Source organism: Pseudomonas moraviensis (assembly GCF_900105805.1).
Taxonomy (GTDB): domain Bacteria; phylum Pseudomonadota; class Gammaproteobacteria; order Pseudomonadales; family Pseudomonadaceae; genus Aquipseudomonas; species Aquipseudomonas moraviensis_A.
Genome location: NZ_LT629788.1, coordinates 1990763 through 2009489 on the forward strand (window position 1 = coordinate 1990763; position 18727 = coordinate 2009489).

At 59.8% G+C, this 18727-nt stretch carries 16 protein-coding genes; 12 read left to right on the forward strand and 4 right to left on the reverse strand.

Features of this window, described 5'->3' with window-relative positions; genetic code table 11:
* Positions 1–3 precede the first annotated feature (3 nt).
* Positions 4–711: a response regulator transcription factor gene (locus BLU71_RS09105; RefSeq protein WP_042609798.1), complete on the reverse strand. Its 708-nt coding sequence runs from the start codon at positions 709–711 to the stop codon at positions 4–6.
* A 174-nt stretch (positions 712–885) separates the two neighbouring features.
* Positions 886–2106 (reverse strand): EAL domain-containing protein, encoded by a 1221-nt coding sequence (locus BLU71_RS09110; protein ID WP_042609797.1) that lies wholly within the window; start codon positions 2104–2106, stop codon positions 886–888.
* A 322-nt stretch (positions 2107–2428) separates the two neighbouring features.
* Between BLU71_RS09110 and BLU71_RS09115 the strand changes: the two genes are divergently transcribed.
* From BLU71_RS09115 to BLU71_RS09125, 3 genes are all read left to right on the forward strand, one after another.
* Entirely contained in the window at positions 2429–3034 is a 606-nt protein-coding gene (locus BLU71_RS09115) for a fimbrial protein (RefSeq protein WP_083352866.1), read from the forward strand.
* Positions 3035–3103: 69 nt separating this feature from the next.
* Positions 3104–3853 (forward strand): molecular chaperone, encoded by a 750-nt coding sequence (locus BLU71_RS09120; RefSeq protein WP_064361721.1) that lies wholly within the window; start codon positions 3104–3106, stop codon positions 3851–3853.
* A gap of 197 nt (positions 3854–4050) precedes the next feature.
* On the forward strand, positions 4051–6510 hold the full coding sequence (locus BLU71_RS09125) for a fimbria/pilus outer membrane usher protein (RefSeq protein ID WP_231982499.1): 2460 nt from the start codon (positions 4051–4053) through the stop codon (positions 6508–6510).
* Positions 6511–6649: 139 nt separating this feature from the next.
* Here BLU71_RS09125 and BLU71_RS09130 read toward each other — a convergent pair whose 3' ends face one another.
* Entirely contained in the window at positions 6650–7555 is a 906-nt protein-coding gene (locus BLU71_RS09130) for a LysR family transcriptional regulator (protein WP_083352868.1), read from the reverse strand.
* 118 nt (positions 7556–7673) lie between these two features.
* On the opposite strand from BLU71_RS09130, the gene BLU71_RS09135 reads away from it, so the two are divergent.
* A complete protein-coding gene (locus tag BLU71_RS09135) occupies positions 7674–8600 on the forward strand; it encodes an alpha/beta hydrolase (RefSeq protein ID WP_065617243.1) in 927 nt (308 codons plus the stop codon).
* 94 nt (positions 8601–8694) lie between these two features.
* Positions 8695–8904, forward strand: coding sequence for a hypothetical protein (locus BLU71_RS09140; protein ID WP_083352869.1), 210 nt, complete (start codon positions 8695–8697; stop codon positions 8902–8904).
* A 1-nt stretch (position 8905) separates the two neighbouring features.
* Here the strand turns inward: BLU71_RS09140 and BLU71_RS09145 are convergent, their stop codons facing one another.
* Complete coding sequence (locus BLU71_RS09145) at positions 8906–9880, reverse strand: NAD-dependent epimerase (protein WP_083352870.1); 975 nt, start codon at positions 9878–9880, stop codon at positions 8906–8908.
* A 686-nt stretch (positions 9881–10566) separates the two neighbouring features.
* Between BLU71_RS09145 and rfaH the strand changes: the two genes are divergently transcribed.
* The 7 genes from rfaH (at position 10567) to BLU71_RS09180 (ending at position 18722) form a co-directional block, all read left to right on the forward strand.
* Complete coding sequence (gene rfaH, locus BLU71_RS09150; protein ID WP_083352871.1) at positions 10567–11085, forward strand: transcription/translation regulatory transformer protein RfaH; 519 nt, start codon at positions 10567–10569, stop codon at positions 11083–11085.
* 51 nt (positions 11086–11136) lie between these two features.
* Positions 11137–12297 (forward strand): outer membrane beta-barrel protein, encoded by a 1161-nt coding sequence (locus BLU71_RS09155; protein WP_083352872.1) that lies wholly within the window; start codon positions 11137–11139, stop codon positions 12295–12297.
* 12 nt (positions 12298–12309) lie between these two features.
* On the forward strand, positions 12310–12843 hold the full coding sequence (locus tag BLU71_RS09160; protein ID WP_042609790.1) for a polysaccharide biosynthesis/export family protein: 534 nt from the start codon (positions 12310–12312) through the stop codon (positions 12841–12843).
* A gap of 2 nt (positions 12844–12845) precedes the next feature.
* Positions 12846–15155 (forward strand): GumC family protein, encoded by a 2310-nt coding sequence (locus BLU71_RS09165; RefSeq protein WP_083352873.1) that lies wholly within the window; start codon positions 12846–12848, stop codon positions 15153–15155.
* Positions 15156–15221: 66 nt separating this feature from the next.
* Positions 15222–16613 carry an undecaprenyl-phosphate glucose phosphotransferase gene (locus BLU71_RS09170; protein WP_083352874.1) on the forward strand — a complete coding sequence of 464 codons (1392 nt, stop codon included), beginning with the start codon at positions 15222–15224 and terminating at the stop codon, positions 16611–16613.
* Positions 16614–16659: 46 nt separating this feature from the next.
* Entirely contained in the window at positions 16660–18018 is a 1359-nt protein-coding gene (locus BLU71_RS09175) for a UDP-glucose dehydrogenase family protein (protein WP_083352875.1), read from the forward strand.
* Complete coding sequence (locus BLU71_RS09180) at positions 18015–18722, forward strand: WecB/TagA/CpsF family glycosyltransferase (protein ID WP_065617238.1); 708 nt, start codon at positions 18015–18017, stop codon at positions 18720–18722. The genes BLU71_RS09175 and BLU71_RS09180 overlap by 4 nt, the downstream gene beginning before the upstream one ends.
* Positions 18723–18727: the final 5 nt, after the last annotated feature.

Below are 18727 nucleotides of genomic sequence, written 5' to 3' on the forward strand. Positions count from 1 at the left end.
GAGTTATCCCTGGTTGTCCGCCGTCAGGCTGTGCTGCAACTTGAACAGCTCTGCATCACCACGAATGCCAAGCTTTTTGAAAGCGGCCTGTTTTTGCCCGCTGATGGTTTTGCGACTGCGCGAGAACTTCAAAGCGATCTGCGTCACTCCCATTCCCTCCAGGCAGCAGCGCAAGACTTCTTTCTCTTTCGGTGACAGCAGAGGATTGCTGAGGAAATCGTCGCTGTGCGCCGCGCCGTCGTCATTGGCACCGGCAGGTTCATCGACCGACGCAGGCAGCACATCGAGCTCGAAGGCCATTTCCGGCGACAGGTACAACTGCCCGGACGCAGCACTGCGGATGGCGGTGATCAGGTCATCGACCGACTGCGACTTGCCGAAGAATCCGCTGACGCCCGCCCCGATCGCCATGTTCACCACCGCCGGGCGTTCTTCGGAAGATGAGACGAGAATGCGCATGCCCGGATATTGCTTGCGCAGCAGACGGATCAGATTAAGCCCGTCCAGCTCCCCATCGTGCAGCTTGTAGTCGAGTATCAGCAGGTCGATTTCGATCTCGCGCAACCCGGCGAGCAACTGCGCGCTGCTCCCGTACACACCCACGACACTGAACTCGGCTTCGCGCGTCAGCCGCGATTTCATCGCCAGACGTATGAGCGAGTGATCATCAAGGATGGCAACGCGTAACGGATTCACGACTGACCAATGCATGAATAGCTCCATGATGAGGAGGGTTGGAGAACCATCAGCACTTGGCAACCGCAGCCAATCCCGGGCATTACCGAAGCATTCAGGTGCATCTGATTGATTTCTCGGCACATCATGAGTGTTTTGCAGGCGCGACGAAATAGGGCTTTGTCCCAAAAGTCAGACTGCCCGCTCGCATCAACGATCGGACGTGCCTATGGCGCGGCGCCAGGACGACTTTTGCCCCTCGAAACGCCAGTCGACCAGATGCGCCCAGTTCATGGGGCGAGCATAGAAGAAGCCCTGCCCCCACTGACAACCCAGCCGCGCCAGGTGGTGAACCTGATCGGCGGTTTCGATGCCTTCTGCCACCACTCGCATGTCCAGCTCGCGCGCCAGGGCCAGCGCACCGTGGATGACCGCGCTGTAGCGCGCCTGCTGGAAATTCTGCACGAAACCGGCGTCGAGTTTGATTTCGTTGAACGGCATCTGACACAGGCGCTCCAGCGAAGAATAGCCGACACCGAAATCATCGATCGCCAGGCTGAAACCCAGCATGCGCAGGCGCACCATGTTTTCCATGCTGATCTCGGGCATCTGCAGCAGACCGGTTTCCGTCAGCTCGAATATTAGCCCGGCTGGCGAGGCGCCGTGGATGCGCAGCAGCGCCTTGATCCGGTCGACGAGGTTCGGGTTGGCCATCTGCGTGACGTCGAGATTGAATGCCAGCTTGAACGGTTTGCCGTGGGACTGCACGAAACGCTGCAGACTCAGCCCTTGCGTAAGCAGGCTGAAAAACATTTCGTCGAGCAGCCCGCAACGCTCGATCGTTGGCAAGAACATACCCGGCGAAAGCAATCCGCGACTGGGGCTCTGCCAGCGCACCAGCACTTCGGCGCCATCCACCTCACCACTGCGCAGATGAAACTTGGGCTGGAAGTACGCGCGAAATTCCTGCCGGCGAATGGCTTCAAGCACTTCGCTCTCCGAAGGCTGATCGAGCTGACTTTCCGCCACTTTGGCATCGACCTGAGTGTGCGGCCGGTAGCGAGCCAACAACGGCGCCAGCACATCGACCATCAACGGCTTGCCGACACTGCCGAGCAATTCCAGGCCCTGCAACGTGACGATCCGGTCAACCGTGCGCAACAGGTCTTCAGGCAGTGAACTGCAGATGATCACTGCGCGAATCAATCCGGCCTCTCTCGCCAGGCGCAAAAACGTCAAACCATCCATCCCGGCCATGCTCAGGTCACACAACGCAACGTCCACGCCCCCTGCCTGGGAAATCACGGCCAGCGCATCCTTGCCGTCAGCCGCCTGAAAGATATTTTTGTAACCCAAGCTATTAAGCGCACTGACCGCCGCCGTGCGCTGGAAGGCGTGATCTTCCAATACCAATAAACGAAGCGTGTTCACAAACCCGGAACCTCTTTCTATCAGCCATTAATAGTGGAAAGTCTGAATCATCTTTCAAGCAGGACGCCCGCTCACAAACTTTGCATTGACTGAGAATTTCTGCACTCGCGAATACTAACCAGACACAAACTGCACGACTTTGAGAATTGTCTCATTTAGTTCGCCACACCATTGACCGCAAATATAGCTGCGCACTTGCGATAGTGCTGACTTGCTCGCACTTGTCGCGCTTTAAGACAAATCTCAAAGACTTACAACTAACACAGACCTAAGATGGCCTGGCATTTCAATGCAGCACTTCACAATAACTTCGGATATAAACATGAAAAAGTTCGCTTTCGCAGTACTCACTCTTTCCGTACTGGCTGCCTCCACTGGCGCAGTGGCTGAAGAAGAAGCCGCCAAAGCTGTCAAGGGCGGCAGCGGTCAAATCAGCTTCACCGGCGTTATCAATAACGACGCCTGCTCGGTAGACGGCGCTTCGGGTAACGACAAGATGATTGCCGTGGACATGGGCAGCGTTTCGATCAAGGACATGGGCACCGACTCTGCCCCGGGCGCCGGTCGTGTGGCTGCCAACGATTTCAACCTGAAAGTGAACTGCAACGCCGGCACCAAGGTTTCGATGCTGTTCAAACCAACCGTAAACGGCGGTTCGGGCCTGGTTGATGGCAAGAAGGTGCTCAAGCTGCAAGGTACCGATGCGGCCAAAGGCGTCGGTATCGCGCTGCTGGACAGCAATGGCCAGTTGATCGATCTGAGCTCCGAAGCCACCGCCAAAGTGCAGACCAGCCTGACTGGCGACGGCACCACTGGCGGCGACGGCACCCTGTCGTTCGCAGCTGCTTACGTCACCACCGGCGACAAGACCGCTGCTACTGCAGGTACCGGTAACGCCACTCTGCCGTTCGTTCTCGAATACGAATAAGCAGCGCGCAATACCTGGACGGGGCCGCTGTGCCCTGTCCTTCCCAGCCTGAATTAATCGGTGAACACTATGTTAAGTCGCTATTTTCCGCTTTGCCTGGGACTTGCCGGAGTGTTGATGACGCACTCGGCATTCGCCAGCATTTCCTTGAGTTCCACCCGGATCATTTTCGATGGCGCGCACAAAGAAGCGAACGTCACCGTGCGCAATGGCGGGCAAACCATTCTGGCGCAATCGTGGCTGGATGCCGGCGACGCCGCTGGCAGCGCGCCGCCTTTCGCGGTGACCCCACCGCTGGCCAAACTCGAGCCCAATCAACAGCAACTGCTGAGGATACTTTATGAGGGCCGCGGCATGCCTGCGGACAAAGAGTCAGTGGTGTGGCTGAACGTGCAGGAAATCCCCCAGGCCAGTGCTGCCGATGTCAATACGCTGCAACTGGCGGTGCGTCAGCGCATCAAGGTTTTCTTCCGCCCGGACGGACTCGCCGGTGACGCCGCAAAGGCGCCGGAGCAACTTGCATGGCAGTTGGTTACACAGGCTGGCAAGTCGATGCTGCAAGTAAAAAACCAGAGCAATTACCACGTATCGCTGGCAGATCTGAAAATCGCTGCTGGAAAAAAAGCGGAGCTGGTAATTGATTCGACAATGATCGTTCCCGGCGAAGTCCGTTCGTTCAATCTGAAAGAGTTGCCAGCCGGCTCTTCGCGCTTGAGTTTTTCAGCCATTAACGACTACGGCGCACAACAAAGATTTGACGCACCACTGAGCGCCACCGAAAGTCATGCCGAGCGCGTGAAAGATGCCTCCGCGCAGTAACTTCCCCGCCCTACCCTGCCAACTTACAAGCTATTCACAAGTTCCGGACTCCGGTTGAAGCAACACGGACTGATAAGGCAAATTGCATGTTTTCCTCCCAACACCACACATCTCCAAGTTGTGTTAAGCATCACGTTGCGCGTCAGAAAAACAAAACGGCGTTGGGCTGCCTGCATCCATTGTGCTTTGCAATCAACATGGCCATTTGTGGATTTGCCGTGGGTGCCGAAGCCCCGGCCGCAGTGGCGAGTGAATCTTTCAACACGCTGTTCCTTGAAGGCTCATCGGCGGTCGATCTGCAACCCTTGTTGAATGCCAACAGCGTACTGCCGGGCCAATATCGCGTTGACGTTTACAGCAACGGCACGCTGGTCGGTCGACGCGACGTTGATTTTGCGGCCAACCCGGTCAACGGCAAAGTCGAACCGCGCATCACCCTGGAACTGTTACAGCAGCTGGGTGTGGACATGCGCAAACTGCGTGAGCAAGGTCTGGTTGACGAGCAACACCCTGCCGATCACTACGACCTGCCCGCGATGATCGAGCAAGCCAGTCTCAGTTTTGACGCCAACCGCCTGCGCCTCAATATCAGCGTGCCGCAGGTGGCGATGGCTCGTGGCATGCGTGGTTATGTCGATCCTGAGCTTTGGGACGAAGGCGTGGCCGCCGGCTTCATCAACTATCAGTTGAGCAGCACCCGCAGCAAAACCGATTACTCGACGCAAATCTCCAATAACCTCGGGCTGCGCAATGGCATAAACCTGGGCGCCTGGCGTTTGCGCAACGAGTCCAACCTGAGCAGCGCCACCGGCCGGCCCAATCGGTTCGTCAGCAACCGTACCTTCATCCAGCGCGACCTCACGGCGATCAAGGGGCAACTGAGTGCGGGTGAAATCTTTTCCGATTCGGATCTGTTCGACAGCGTGCGCTATCAAGGCGTCAAAGTGGCCTCTGATGAGGGCATGCGCGCAGACAGTGAGCGCGGCTATGCGCCGATCATTCGTGGCGTGGCTGAAACCAATGCAACGATCGAGGTCCGCCAGGATAACTACATTCTCTACACCACCAACGTGCCGCCGGGCCCGTTCGAGATCAGTGATATCTATCCATCGGGCTCCAACGGCGATCTGGAGATCACCATTGTTGAAGCGGATGGACGGCGCAAGGTCACCCGCCAGGCATTCTCCGCCCTGCCGACGATGGTGCGTGAGGGACAGTTGAAGTACAGCCTGTCGAGCGGCAAATTCAATAACAACAGCGAGGGCTACGACAAGCCGGCCTTCCTCAGCGGCACGTTCGCCTATGGCTTGACCAGCAACCTGACAGGCATTGCCGGCCTTCAGGCCAGCAATGGTTTCAAGGCGCTCTCATTCGGCGCGGCGAAGAATACCTCGATTGGCGCGATGTCCCTGGACGTCACGCAATCGTCCAGCAAGGCCTTTGGCAAAACCACCCAGGGCAGCAGCATACGCGCGCTCTATGCAAAGACCTTCACCGGCACCGATACCAGCTTCACCCTCGCCGCCTATCGTTATTCGACCGAGGGTTACCGCACGCTGACCGACCATGTGCAGGACACCAGCGCCGGCGCAACCCGACGCCTGGGTAATTCCAAAACCCGCACCGATTTTACGGTCAACCAGACCTTGGGCGAAGCACGTCAGTTCGGCTCGCTGTACTTGAACGCCAGTGACCAGCGCTATTGGGATCGCGGCGGCTCGCGGAGCTTTTCCGCCGGTTACAACAACAACTGGCGCGACCTGAACTACAACATCAGCCTGAGCAAAACCCAGGAATTCGGCGCGCGCGGTGAGACCAACAACGACACACAACTGAGCGTTTCGATTTCCTTCCCGCTCGGATCGACGCCTCGCGCACCGCGTGCCTACATTTCCAGCAACCATCAAAATACAGGAACCAACACCCAAGCCGGGATCAACGGTTATCTGACCGAGGACAGCGACACCTACTACTCGGTGCAGACCGGGCGCAGTGTCCAGGGCGATCGTTCTGGCTCGCTGAGCCTGAGTACCCGCACATCGATGGGCGACCTGAGCTTGGGTTACAGCCGAGGCAATGGCTATGAATCACAGAACCTGAGTGCAGCCGGATCGCTGGTGGCCCATGCAGGCGGCATCAATATGGGCCAGACCGTCGGCGAAACGTTCGGCCTGGTGGAAGTGCCCGGCATGTCGGGCGTAGAAGTCAGCAGCTATTCAGGCGTGAAAACCGGCCTGAACGGCTACGCGGTTTTGCCTAACGCGCAACCGTATCGCGTGAACTGGGTGACGCTGGACACGCGTAACCTGGGTGGTGAGATCGAGCTGGACAATGCCACTCAGCAACTGGTGCCAAGACGCGGTTCGGTGGTTCTCGCACGCTTCGAAGGTAGCAAAGGCAGACGCGTCCAGTTTGAGCTGTACGACGCCAACGGACAGGCAATTCCATTCGGCGCCGTGCTGTTGGATAGCGACGGCAAGCAACTGGCATTGTCCGATCCGACGGGCAAAGCCCTGGCGCTGGTGACCAAAGACCACGGTGTCATCACCATCAAGTGGCAGGGCAAAAGCTGCCCCGTGCCATACAAGCTGCCGGAAAAGGTTGAAGGTTTGAACTACGAGCAATACCGGTTGGCCTGCTCTTCGAGCGCGAAGTAGATCGACCGCTAGCTTGTCACTCTATGCCCCTCAGCCAAAACTCAGCCCTGATGATTCAGGGCGTTTTTAATGCGCGCGGTTTGGACATTGCCGTCATCAATACCGTCGGAATTTGCAAAACAGCTGCAAAGACCGGCAATCATTCCCAAGGCGCCGGCGACCACGCTTCCACCAGCCTGTCGATGAACAGCCGAATCTTCGGCGACAGGTGTCGCTTGCTCGGGTAAATAACCCGGATAGGCTCGGCAGCCTCGGCGTAATCTGCGAGCAACTGCACGAGCTTGCCACTGCGCAAGTCATCGTTGACCACATAGGATGGCAACGTCGCGATACCGAGGCCTGCGGCAGTCGCCTGATGCAAGGCTTCGGCGCTGTCCATCTGCAGCCGTCCGGCATGAATGACAGGCACAGGCTGACCATTGACGCGAAAATTCCACGGGAGCAATCGGCCGCCGCTGACGAAATGCAGGCACGCATGCCCGGCAAGATCTTCAGGTGTCTGCGGTGCCTGATGCTCATGCAGATATCTGGGCGAGGCACAGGTGATCATTTGCTGGTAAGCCACCGTGCGCGTGAGTAGCCCGGAGTCTTCCTTGGGCGGACCGATGCGAATCGCCAGATCGAAACCCTCGTCGATCAGGTCGACCAGCCGATCGGAAAACGTCGCGTCGATGGCGAGCGACGGCCAGTCTCTCAAGCAGCGCTCGATGTGCTGCACAACGTGCAGCCGGCCCAGTGCTACCGGCAGGCTCATGCGCAAGCGGCCGCTGGGCGTCGTACGGCGGAACGCCAAAGCCTCTTCGACCTCGTCCAGATCCTGCAAGATGCCCACACATCGCTCATACAGCACCCGACCATCGTCGGTCAGGCTCAGGCTGCGGGTTGTGCGGTTAAGCAGGCGCACCTGCAGACGCGATTCGAGGCGCACGATCGATTTACCGACGGCCGAGCGGGTCAGCCCGAGTTGCCTGGCCGCCGCCGTAAAACTTCCGGTATCCACCGAGGCGACGAAGGCGGCGATGTCGTTCAGGTTATGCAGTTCCATGAGGCCTCCGGGTTTGGCATTCAGGCGGGTTGGCACCGGTTATAGGGAACCCTATTCCCTAATCATGAGCATAACATCTCGATTAGTTAAGCCATCACTAACGCCTGATCGAGGTCATATGAACACTGAAGTAAAAGCAGCCGTGCAAACCTGGGCCAACAGCCTCAGCGATCTGGTACCCGTGCTCAAGGGCACCGATACCACCACAAAGATGAGCGACATCCGCGATGCCTACGCAAAAATGCTCGGGCAGAATCAGCCGCCGGCTGGCGTGAGGTTTGAAGCAATCAACATGGGCGGCGTGTCCGCTACGCTGGTGACTCCAGATGAGCTCAAGACCGACGCGGTGCTGATGTACATCCACGGCGGTGCCTACATCGTCGGTCGACCGGACGGCTACCACGGCATCGGCGGCAACTACGCGAAAATGCTTGGCGCGCGGGTGTACATGCCGGATTACCGCCTCGCACCGGAGCATCAATTCCCCGCCCCCATCGATGACACTTTGCGCGCCTACGAGTGGTTGCTTGAGCAGAACATCGCCGCCAGCAAGATTGCCTTCGCAGGCGAGTCGGCGGGTGGCGCGATGGTGGTCAGCGTGATGGTCGCGGCAAAATCCAAAGGCTTGCCCTTGCCCGCAGTGGGTTCGTCCATCTCGCCATGGGCCAACCTCGAACACACCGGAGCCTCCATGAGCAATCGTGAAGGCCTTGATCCGCTGAACTCCAAGCCAGTGCTGGACATCCTCGCGCGAGCCTTTCTCGGCGACACCTTGGCCAACCATCCGCTGGCCTCGCCGGTGTTCGCCGACGTCACCGGGTTGCCACCGATTCTTGTGCAGATCGGCGAAAACGAACTGATGCTCAGTGACGCCATGCGTCTGGCCAGTCACCTGGCGGACAACCGCGTCCGGGTCAATCTTGAAGTGTGGCCTGGTATGTTTCACGCCTGGCATTTCTACGCGGCCATACTGGCCGAGGGGCACCAGGCGCTGGAGAGTTCGGTGCGGTTTATCGAGACGGGGTTGATTGGGGCTAATCGCTGATCAGACAGCATCCGCGGCTGATCGGGGGCACTTCTGGCTGTATTGCTCGGCGCCTTGGCGGTATGGTGGTTTGCCGTCCGCCGAGGAACCCTGAATGCCGAAAAAACCACCAGCCCCTGACAAAACCGCGAGCGCAGCCGACATCGAGCGTGCGATTCTGGCCTTGAACAAAATGGCCGAGCGCCTGTGGGGCGACGGGCGTGAAGCCGAGGCCAAGGCGCTGCTCGATGCACTGGATGCGCTGAATCGCGCTCTTGACCGGATCCGCATCGGGGAAAGTCGCAGGGCCGTCACCCTGCACTGAATCAGACCTGATAGAACTCTCGATACCACTGCACGAACGCCTGCACGCCCTGCTCGATCGGCACCTGCGGGCTGAAGTCGATGCAGCGTGCCAGCGCCGACACGTCGGCCCAGGTTTTCAGCACATCGCCCTCCTGCATCGGCAAATAGCGACGTTGCGCCTTGATGCCCAATGCCTGCTCCAGGCATTCGACGAAGCTCATCAGCGCGACCGGACTGCCCCGGCCGATATTGAACAGGCGGTTGGTGCCGCGCTCGTCGCTGAGCGCGGGCGGTTTGTCGAGCAAGCGGAAAATCGCTTCGACGATGTCGTCGATATAGGTGAAATCCCGCGCCATTTCGCCTTGGTTATAGAGGTCGATGGCGCGCCCTTGCAGCATCGCCTCGGTGAATTTGAACAGCGCCATGTCCGGTCGACCCCACGGGCCGTACACGGTGAAAAAGCGCAGGCCGGTAGCCTGTAATCCGTAGAGATGGCAGTAGCTGTGCGCGAGCAGTTCGTTGGCGCGTTTAGTCGCGGCGTACAGCGAAACCGGCTGATCGACCTGATCGTCTTCGCGAAACGGCATCCGGATGTTGGCACCATAGACCGAGCTGCTGGAGGCGTAGATCAAGTGGGCCGGCGGATGATGCCGGCAGGCTTCGAGGACGTTGAGAAAGCCGACCAGATTCGATTGCGCGTAGGCGTCGGGATTGTCGAGGGAGTAGCGGACTCCGGCCTGCGCGGCGAGGTGAATGACCTGTTTGAATCGGCCCTCCACGAACAGCGCGGTCAATGCTGCCTGGTCGACGATGTCCAGCCGGTGGAAAGTGAAATTGGTCAGCGTTTGCAATCTGTGCAACCGCGCCTGTTTGAGTTTGACGTCGTAGTAAGGATTCAGATTATCGATGCCAACGACCGAAAACCCCTCGCGACTTAAACGCATGGCCGTGTGATAACCGATAAACCCTGCTGCCCCCGTTACCAGAACGCTCATGATTACCCCGATTTACCAGCTCGACTTTCAAGGGATGCGCATTGCCGGACATATCACAACAGTCTGGCGGCAACTATTCATAGACGAGCCAAGTTGCTGAAGCCAGCGACATCCGACGCAAGGCATTTAATGACCGCACTTTTTGCGCAGTGAAAGATGTAAGATTGAAACTAATTTGCTATCACAGCCGCCATCTAATCGCGACGACTTCAATAACTCGGAAAAGTTTAAAAAATCCGACGAATAGATTTCACCCTTACGAATCAATGACTTGCAAAACACGGCCATCATCAGCGGATGAAAGGCAGTCTTTTTGACTGTTATTAATTGACAGCTTGCAAAGACTGGCCGATAACTAATCCCTGCCCGATGAGCTCGCGCTGATGCGCACTTTCCCGCTCTCTGGCTACTTATGTAATTGGATCCTGAAGGTCGCAACTGCGAACCGTGCGGTAGCTTTGCCTAAACAAAAGTCGCCGGATCGTTATATCCAAGACGGCCACCGATATAACAATAACCCACCTAAGTTGATTCATTTTTGAAACACTTCTTCTGCCAATAAACATTGATGCATCTGGCTCGGCACTTTGCCTTGATCAGCCTACTACCTACTAGCAAGCATGACGGCTCGTCCCACGTTATCGGCCGCCTTGCTTAAACGATCGCTATGTATGGAGTACTCCAGCATGCTAACGGTTTGCCGCAACGGTTCTAACTGGTATTTATTGCAGTGCAAGCCCCGCCAGGATGAACGGGCACAACTCAATCTGCAGCAACAGAACTATTCGACCTTTCGGCCGCAGCTGATGAGCGAGCGCAGTATTCGTGGCAAACGCCAACGAATCCTGGAATCGCTGTTCCCCGGCTACGTGTTCATTCAGTTGAGCCGTGACGATAATTGGGCGCCGATTCGCTCGACCCGCGGCGTCAGTCGCATCGTCGAATTCAACCATGTGCCGGCCCGGGTCGATGAAGACGTGATCGCACAATTGCGTGAACGCAGCCAAGAGTCGATCGGCTTTCCCGCCGAGCCGACGCTCAAGCCTGGCGAACCTTTGCAGATCGTCCAGGGTCCACTGTCCCCGCTCGAAGGTGTGTTCCTGTCCATGCAGGGCGATGAGCGCGTGATGATCCTGCTCAATTTCCTCAACCGCCAACAACACGTAAGCGTCCCGCTGAGTTACCTCGAACGCCAGCGACAATAGTCCGGATCCGCTTCGCCCTGACACCGACCCCCTCTATCAGGAGCGTGATCCATGGCTCTGAAGCCTCGCTGTTCCCTGGTTTTAGTCGTCGCCTGCTGCGCACCCGAAGCTGCCTGGAGCGTTGAGCCGCAAGCGATCAATGTCTACGGCTTCGATTTCACCCCGACCTTCGCCTTGTCGGAAAGCTACGACGACAACTTTCGTGAAGTCGAACATGACGTCGAGTCAACCATGGTCACCCGCCTGGCGCCGGCCTTCGAGCTCAAGGCCGAGGATCGCAACAGCGCTACGCGGGTGATCTGGGAGCCGACCCGCTACATCTATCACAGCGCCTCGGACGCTTCGAACACCGCCCAGCGTCTGCGCGCCGACAGCATCATGGAGTTCACCGACCGGCATCGGCTGAAACTCGAAGCCGAGGCGCGCAAATACGAGCGCACCACCTCGACCGCCGTCGACGGCATCAACGACAAGATCGAAAGCAAGCGCGTCGGCGGCGTCTACACCTTCGGTGCGCGCAGCGCGCTGAACCAGATCGACCTCGGCGCCAGCTACGCCCAACTGCGCTATGACAACGCCGATGGCATCAACGATGACAAGGAGCGCAACACCAGCAACCTCACCACCACCTGGTATCACCGCCTCGGCAGCAAGACCCGCAGCCTGCTCGAATACGACCACACGCGCTTCGACTACCTGCAATCGAACAGCCCGCGCAGCAGTCGCTCCGATGCGGTGCTGGCCGGGGCCGAATGGGACATGACCGCAAAAACCACCGGCAAATTGCGCGTCGGCTACGAGCGCAAGAACTTCGACCAGAGCGGCTCCGACGATCTGAGCAACCCGACCTGGCAAGTGGATCTGGCGTGGAAACCGCGCACCTACTCGACGTTTACCTTCCTCGCCCGCCAGGCCATGGCCGAAGGCGACGACGGCTCCGACGCGGTGAAGGCCACCTTCACTCAGGTCGGCTGGCGCCACGGCTGGACCGAACGCATCACCAGCGTTGCCGAAGTCGGCATGGGCCATTACGTCTACGAAGGCCAGGACCGCAGCGACGATCTGCAGGATTACAAACTCGGCGTGATTTACGAAATGCGCCGCTGGCTGGACGTCGAACTCGCCTATCGGCACCGCGACAACGACTCCGATGCCGACAACGAAAGCTTCACCCGCAACGTCTTCCAGATCACTTTCGACGTCAGTCTGTAGGAGGGTTGGGCCATGCACTCGCGCCTGATTTTACTGTTGTTGCTGCTCTGGACAGTGCCCACGGTCGAGGCGGCGGACAGCAACGCCGATTACCGCCTTGCTGCCGGCGATGTCTTGCGCATCACGGTGTTCGGCGAGCCGGAACTGAGCTTCAAGAAGATCCGCCTGAACGACGCCGGCACCTTCTCCTACCCGTTTCTCGGCGAAATCGTCGCCAAGGGCCTGACGCCCAATCAGGTCGAACAGAAGATCGTCGACGGCCTCAAGCAAGGCTATCTGGTCGATCCGAAAGTCAGCCTCAGCCAGATCGAATACCGCCCGTTCTACATCAATGGCGAAGTGCAAAAGCCCGGCAGCTATCCGTTCCAGCCCGGCCTGACCCTGGAAAAAGCCATTGCGCTGGGTGGCGGCCTCACCGAACGCGCCTCAATGAAACGCGTGACGATCCTGCGCGGCAGCGGCGGCCCGCCGGTCACTGAAAACATCTCGCGCACCACCGTCATCGCCCCCGGCGACACCATTTCCATTGCACAAGGCTTTTTCTGATCATGGACAACAGCCCAAGCACCTACCTCGAACGTCCGCTTCAGAGCCACTCGCAAACGCAAGCGGCCGATGAATCGGACACCCTTGATCTGCTGCACCTGTGGCGCGTGATCTGGTCAGCGAAGTGGAACATCGCCTGGCTGGTGCTGCTCAGTTGCGCGCTGGCCGTGGCGGCGCTGTCGTTCATCACGCCGCAGTACGTCGGCAGTGCGACGTTGCTGATCAAGGACAAGACGCCGCCCGTCATGAGTTTTCAGCAAGCCGCTGAAGCCGGAGGCGCCACCACCACCGATTACCTGCAGACCCAGCAAGCCCTGCTGCAATCGCGGGAACTGGCCGAGCGCGCCGTGCGCAAACTCGGCCTGACTACGAATCCGATCACCGATCCGCGCCAGCAGGCGCAGAGCTGGTTCACCCCGCGCCAATGGCTGGCCGATCTCAACCGCGACCAATGGCTGCCATGGCTGGATCTGCTGCCGCCACCGAAGCCGCCAGCAACGGAAGAACAGGTATTCAACGACGTCACGCAAAACCTGATGCTGCACACCAGCGTCAAGTTTGTCGGCAAGAGCCAGTTGCTGGAAATCGACGTCGAACTGCCCGACCCGGCCCTCGCTGCGGCGGTGGCCAATGCCCTTGCCCAAGGCTTCATCGACAGCCAGCAGGACACCAGCCTCAAGTCTTCGCAAAACAACACCAGCTGGATGAACACCCGCCTGGTCGAGTTGCGCGACAACCTGCGCGTAGCCGAAAACAAGTTGCAGGGGTATCGCGAAGAACAGGGTCTGGTCGATGTCGACGGTGTCGCGACGATCAGTGCCAACGAACTGCAAATGACCGGCAACCGCATGATCGATGCACGCCGCGATCGCGCCGAAGCGGAGAGCCAGTTCCGTCAGGCGCAGTCCTTGAGCAACGGCGACATCAGTCGCTTGTCGAGTGTGCCGGCGGTGCTGAGCAACCCGCTGATTCAGCAGTTCCAGGCCGACCTGGCCAAGGCCCAGGCCAAGGTCGAGGAGTTGTCGGGCCGCTACGGGCCCAAGCACCCGACACTGATATCCGCCCGTTCCGAACAACGCACGGCGGCCAACAGCCTGCGTCTGCAGGTGCAGCAAGTGGTCGCCGGCATCGAACGCCAATATCAACTGGCGGTGGCCAGCGAGGACGCGTTGCGCAAATCCTTCAACAGCAACAAGGCGCAGATTCAGGACATTTCGCGCAAGGAATTCCAGCTGCGCGAATTCCAGCGTGAAGTCGACAGCACCCGCGCGCTGTATGAAACCTTCGTCACTCGTCTCAAGGAAACCGCCGCCACCTCGGATATGGATTCGGCCAAGGCGCGCATCGTCGACCCGGCGATCGCGCCGCTGGAAGCCAGCAAACCGCGCAAGAACCTGATTCTTGCGATCGTTGCGCTGGTGGCTGCGGTGGTTGGCGTCGCCCTCGCCTTCCTCTTCGATACGCTGAGCAACACCTTCAAGACCGACGACACCGTCGAGAGCCTGCTCAATGTGCCGTTGCTCAGCGTGGTGCCGCTGGTGATGAAGAAGAGCCGTCGACAATTGGCGCGGCTGTTCGAAGACAACGATCACCCGCGCTTCTGCGAAACCATCCGCAACCTGCGCACCTGGCTGATGCTGCAAAACAACGAGCGCCCGGCGCAGGTGGTGCTGGTCACGTCCTCGGTGTCCGGCGAAGGCAAGAGCACCATCGCCAACAACCTCGCTTCGTCGCTGGCGCCGCTGGAACGGGTGCTGCTGATCGATGCCGACATGCGGCAGCCGACGCTGTCGCTGAACTTCGATTTCCCGCCAGAGAGCCCCGGCCTCGCCAACCTCATGGCCGGCACCGCGCGGCTGGAAGACTGCATTCGCAGCGTCGGCAATCTCGACATGCTTCCGGCCGGCTGCCTGGCACCGTCGATGCTGGATCCGTTCGACGCACCACGACTGAAAGCCTCGAGCAGTTCGAGCAACGCCGTGGCCCCCGCGCAGGATTTGCTCAGTTCGCCACGCCTCGGCCGGTTGTTGCACATTCTCAAGTCGCGCTACCGGCACATCATCATCGATTCGCCGCCAGCGGAAATCGTCAGCGACGCGCTGTTGCTGGCGCAGCATTCCGACGCGGTGATCTACGTGGTCAAGGCGCAGAGCACGCCGGTCGGCCAGGTGCGCAAAAGCATTGCCGTGTTGCAGCAGAGCCAGGCGCCCGTATTCGGCGTGGTGCTCAATCAGGTCGATCTGCGCAAGGCGCGCAAGTACGGCCATGGCCATTCCCGTTCCTTCTACGACTACGACTTCGCCCCGCGCTGATCCTCCGGGCCGTGCCGCCCGGCAGCAGCCATCCCTTCCCTGTTCGATGAATCGGAGATCGTGCCGATGACCTCGCAATATTCCGCGCAAATGGCACAGCGTCGCGGCCTCACTTTCTGGGGGCAATGGTTGTGCGCAATGACCCTGGTGAACCTGTTGCTGATGGTGCTGGTGCACTGGCGCATCGGCGCCTTGCCCAGTGAATACCGGCTGCTGATCATCCTCACCGTGCTCGGCTCGATGCCGGTCTACAGCCTCGTCCAGGTCTATCACAAACGTCATGGCCTGCTGGTCGGGCTCGGACGCTTGCTCGCCGGCTGGCTGATTCTGCTCGGGCTGCTGATGAGCATCGCCTTCGTCACCCAGACCAGCGCGTTGTTTTCCCGGCAGGTGGTGATTGTCTGGGCGGTGGTGGGTTTTCTTGCTCAGGCGGCGACGTTTCTGCCGCTGCATCTGTTCGTGCGCATGTACACCAAGATGATCTGCAACGAGCGCCGCGCGGTGATCATCGGCACCTGCCCGACCGCCCATGAGCTGGCGCGCAAACTCCTCGACCCGGATCGCGCGCTGCTGCTCGGTTTCGTCGCGGCGAAAGCCGACAGCGGCCCGGCGCCAAGCATTCTGCCGCTGCTCGGCGAGGTCGAAGACATCCGCGAGATCATCACCCGCTTGCAGGCGCGGCGGGTGTACATCGTGCTGCCGATGGCCGAGGCGGCGACCATCGAAGCGTTTTACATCAACCTGCTCGACATGAACGTCGACGTGGTGTGGATTCCGGATCTGGGCAGCATGGTGTTGCTCAATCATTCGATCTCCGAGATCGAGCGGATGCCGGCGATCTACCTCAACGAAAGCCTGCTCACCTCGCACCCCGGCAGCCTGTTCTGCAAGGACCTGTTCGAACGCAGCGTCGCAGCGGTGGCGCTGATTCTGCTCAGCCCGCTGCTGCTCGGCGTGGCCATCGCGGTCAAGCTGACGTCGCCGGGGCCCGTGCTGTTCAAGCAGAACCGCCATGGCTGCGACGGCGAAGTGATCCGCGTGTGGAAGTTTCGCTCGATGCGCGTGCACGACGATCAACAAGTGCGTCAGGCCACCCGCGACGATGACCGCGTCACGCCGCTGGGACGCTTTCTGCGGCGCAGCTCCATCGACGAACTGCCGCAACTGTTCAACGTGCTGTTCGGGCACATGGCGCTGGTCGGGCCGCGCCCGCACGCCGTCACCCACAACATCTATTACACCGGCAAGGTGCGCGCCTACATGGCGCGGCATCGGCTCAAGCCTGGCATCACCGGTCTGGCGCAGATCACCGGGCACCGCGGCGAAACCGAGACCGTGGAGAAGATGCAGCGCCGGGTCGCCCAGGACCTCAATTACATCAATCAATGGTCGCTGTGGCTGGACATCAAGATCCTGCTGAAGACGCCCTTCACCCTGTTCTCGAAAAACATCTACTGACAGCGGCCAGCGCTCTGGCCCACCCCACCGCGCATGAGGTTTTCCCATGAATGTGAGTGTATTCGGTATCGGTTATGTCGGACTGGTCCAGGGCGCCGCGCTGGCCGAGGTCGGCCACAACGTGCTGTGTGTGGATGTCGACGCGGCCAAGGTGCAGGCCTTGAACGACGGCAGCCTGCCCATTTACGAACCGGGGCTGAAAAGCCTGGTGCGGGAAAACCATCACAGCGGTCGCCTGCAATTCGGCAATGATCTGGCCGCTGCGGTAAAGCACGGCGACGTGTTGTTGATCGCCGTTGGTACCCCACCGGACGAGGACGGTTCGGCGGATCTCAAACATGTGCTGAGCGTCGCCCGTACCATCGGCGAGCACCTGCGCGGCGAGCAGATCATCGTCGACAAATCCACGGTCCCGGTGGGTACGGCGGATCGGGTGCGCGAGTGCATCAACGCCATCCTCGGCGAAAGCGGACGCGCTGCACTGACCTTCGATGTGGTGTCCAACCCGGAATTCCTCAAGGAAGGCTGCGCGGTCGACGACTGCATGCGCCCGGACCGAATCATCATCGGCACCGACAGCCCCCGCGCCGAAGCGGTGATGCGCGAGCTGTACGAACCGTTCAATCGCAACCGCGAAAAAATCATCGTCATGGACGTGCGCAGCGCCGAGCTGACCAAGTACGCCGCCAACTGCATGCTGGCGACCAAGATCAGCTTCATGAACGAGATGGCCGGGCTTGCCGAAAAGCTTGGCGCCGACATCGAAATGGTCCGCCACGGCATCGGTTCGGATCCGCGCATCGGCTACCAGTTCATCTATCCCGGCATCGGTTACGGCGGTTCGTGTTTTCCCAAGGATGTGCGTGCGCTGATCCATGCCGCCCACGGCGTCGACATCGATGCGCGCCTGCTCAGGGCGGTGGAGTCGCGCAACAATGAGCAGAAAAGCACGCTGTTCCACAAGATTGCCGATCACTTCAACGGTGCCCTTGAAGGCAAAACCTTTGCCCTCTGGGGCCTGAGTTTCAAGCCCAACACCGACGACATGCGCGAAGCCCCCAGCCGCGTGTTGATGGAGGCCTTGTGGCGTGCTGGCGCCAGCGTGCAGGCGTTCGACCCGAAAGCCATGGAGCAGGCGCAGCAGCTTTACGGCCCGCGGGACGACCTGACCCTGGCCGGCACCAAAGAGGCGGCGCTGAAAAATGCCGACGCGCTGGTGATCGTCACCGAGTGGCAATCGTTTCGCGCGCCGGACTTCGAATTGCTCGCCCGCCAGCTGAAAAACCCGCTGATCTTCGATGGCCGCAACCTGTTCGATCCGCAACGCCTCAGCGCGCGCGGCTTCACCTACATCAGCATGGGCCGGCCGACCTGCGCCGCCGAAGCACAGGATCTCGCGTCATGATCCGCCTGGAATTGCTGGATCGTTATTCGCCGGCGCTGCTGGAATCGAACCGGGCGTTCTCCTTTCTCAACTTCGCCTCGATCGGCAGTTTCATCCGCCAACCGCCGCCGTCGCTGGCGTATTTCTGCGACGGCATGCTGATGTCCGGGTTCATGTCGCGCATTACCGGGCGCGCGGTGGAGCGGGTCAGTTTCGATTTCACCTCGATTGCCGATCCGGTGTTGCGCGAGTCCGAGCAACGCGGCAAACGCGTCTACGTAGTCGGCGCGCGGCAGGCGGAGCTTGATCGTTTCGTGGAGAAGCTCGGCACGCAGTACCCGCGCCTGCAGCTGGTTGGCGCGCACAACGGTTACTTCGACGCCGAGCAAGGCGCGGCGCTGCAGGCTGACATCCGTCGGCAGCGGACCAACCTGCTGCTGGTCGGCCTCGGCGCCGGGCTGCAGGAGCGCTTTGTCCTCGATGCGTTGCGCGGTGGCTTCAGCGGCGTGGCATTCACCTGCGGCGGTTTCATTCGTCAGGAGGCGAATGCCAGCGAGCGCTACTACCCCGACGCCATCAACCGCCTGCACCTGCGCGCCTTCTACCGCATGTACCGCGAGCCGCACACGATCAAGCGTTACCTGCTCGACTACCCGAGCAATGCCCTGCGCCTGACCGAACTGATTCTGCGCCAGCAAGTGGCGATCAATGTCACCGCCCCATGAGGATT

What these genes read in the sequence shown, in the direction of transcription:
- BLU71_RS09120 (WP_064361721.1), top strand. Translation starts at nt 3,104, where the DNA reads ATGTTAAGTCGCTATTTTCCGCTTTGCCTGGGACTTGCCGGAGTGTTG.
- BLU71_RS09105 (WP_042609798.1), bottom strand. Translation starts at nt 711, where the DNA reads ATGCATTGGTCAGTCGTGAATCCGTTACGCGTTGCCATCCTTGATGAT.
- BLU71_RS09115 (WP_083352866.1), top strand. Translation starts at nt 2,429, where the DNA reads ATGAAAAAGTTCGCTTTCGCAGTACTCACTCTTTCCGTACTGGCTGCC.
- BLU71_RS09180 (WP_065617238.1), top strand. Translation starts at nt 18,015, where the DNA reads ATGATCCGCCTGGAATTGCTGGATCGTTATTCGCCGGCGCTGCTGGAA.
- BLU71_RS09155 (WP_083352872.1), top strand. Translation starts at nt 11,137, where the DNA reads ATGGCTCTGAAGCCTCGCTGTTCCCTGGTTTTAGTCGTCGCCTGCTGC.
- BLU71_RS09165 (WP_083352873.1), top strand. Translation starts at nt 12,846, where the DNA reads ATGGACAACAGCCCAAGCACCTACCTCGAACGTCCGCTTCAGAGCCAC.
- BLU71_RS09135 (WP_065617243.1), top strand. Translation starts at nt 7,674, where the DNA reads ATGAACACTGAAGTAAAAGCAGCCGTGCAAACCTGGGCCAACAGCCTC.
- BLU71_RS09140 (WP_083352869.1), top strand. Translation starts at nt 8,695, where the DNA reads ATGCCGAAAAAACCACCAGCCCCTGACAAAACCGCGAGCGCAGCCGAC.
- BLU71_RS09125 (WP_231982499.1), top strand. Translation starts at nt 4,051, where the DNA reads ATGGCCATTTGTGGATTTGCCGTGGGTGCCGAAGCCCCGGCCGCAGTG.
- BLU71_RS09175 (WP_083352875.1), top strand. Translation starts at nt 16,660, where the DNA reads ATGAATGTGAGTGTATTCGGTATCGGTTATGTCGGACTGGTCCAGGGC.
- BLU71_RS09160 (WP_042609790.1), top strand. Translation starts at nt 12,310, where the DNA reads ATGCACTCGCGCCTGATTTTACTGTTGTTGCTGCTCTGGACAGTGCCC.
- BLU71_RS09130 (WP_083352868.1), bottom strand. Translation starts at nt 7,555, where the DNA reads ATGGAACTGCATAACCTGAACGACATCGCCGCCTTCGTCGCCTCGGTG.
- BLU71_RS09145 (WP_083352870.1), bottom strand. Translation starts at nt 9,880, where the DNA reads ATGAGCGTTCTGGTAACGGGGGCAGCAGGGTTTATCGGTTATCACACG.
- rfaH (WP_083352871.1), top strand. Translation starts at nt 10,567, where the DNA reads ATGCTAACGGTTTGCCGCAACGGTTCTAACTGGTATTTATTGCAGTGC.
- BLU71_RS09170 (WP_083352874.1), top strand. Translation starts at nt 15,222, where the DNA reads ATGACCTCGCAATATTCCGCGCAAATGGCACAGCGTCGCGGCCTCACT.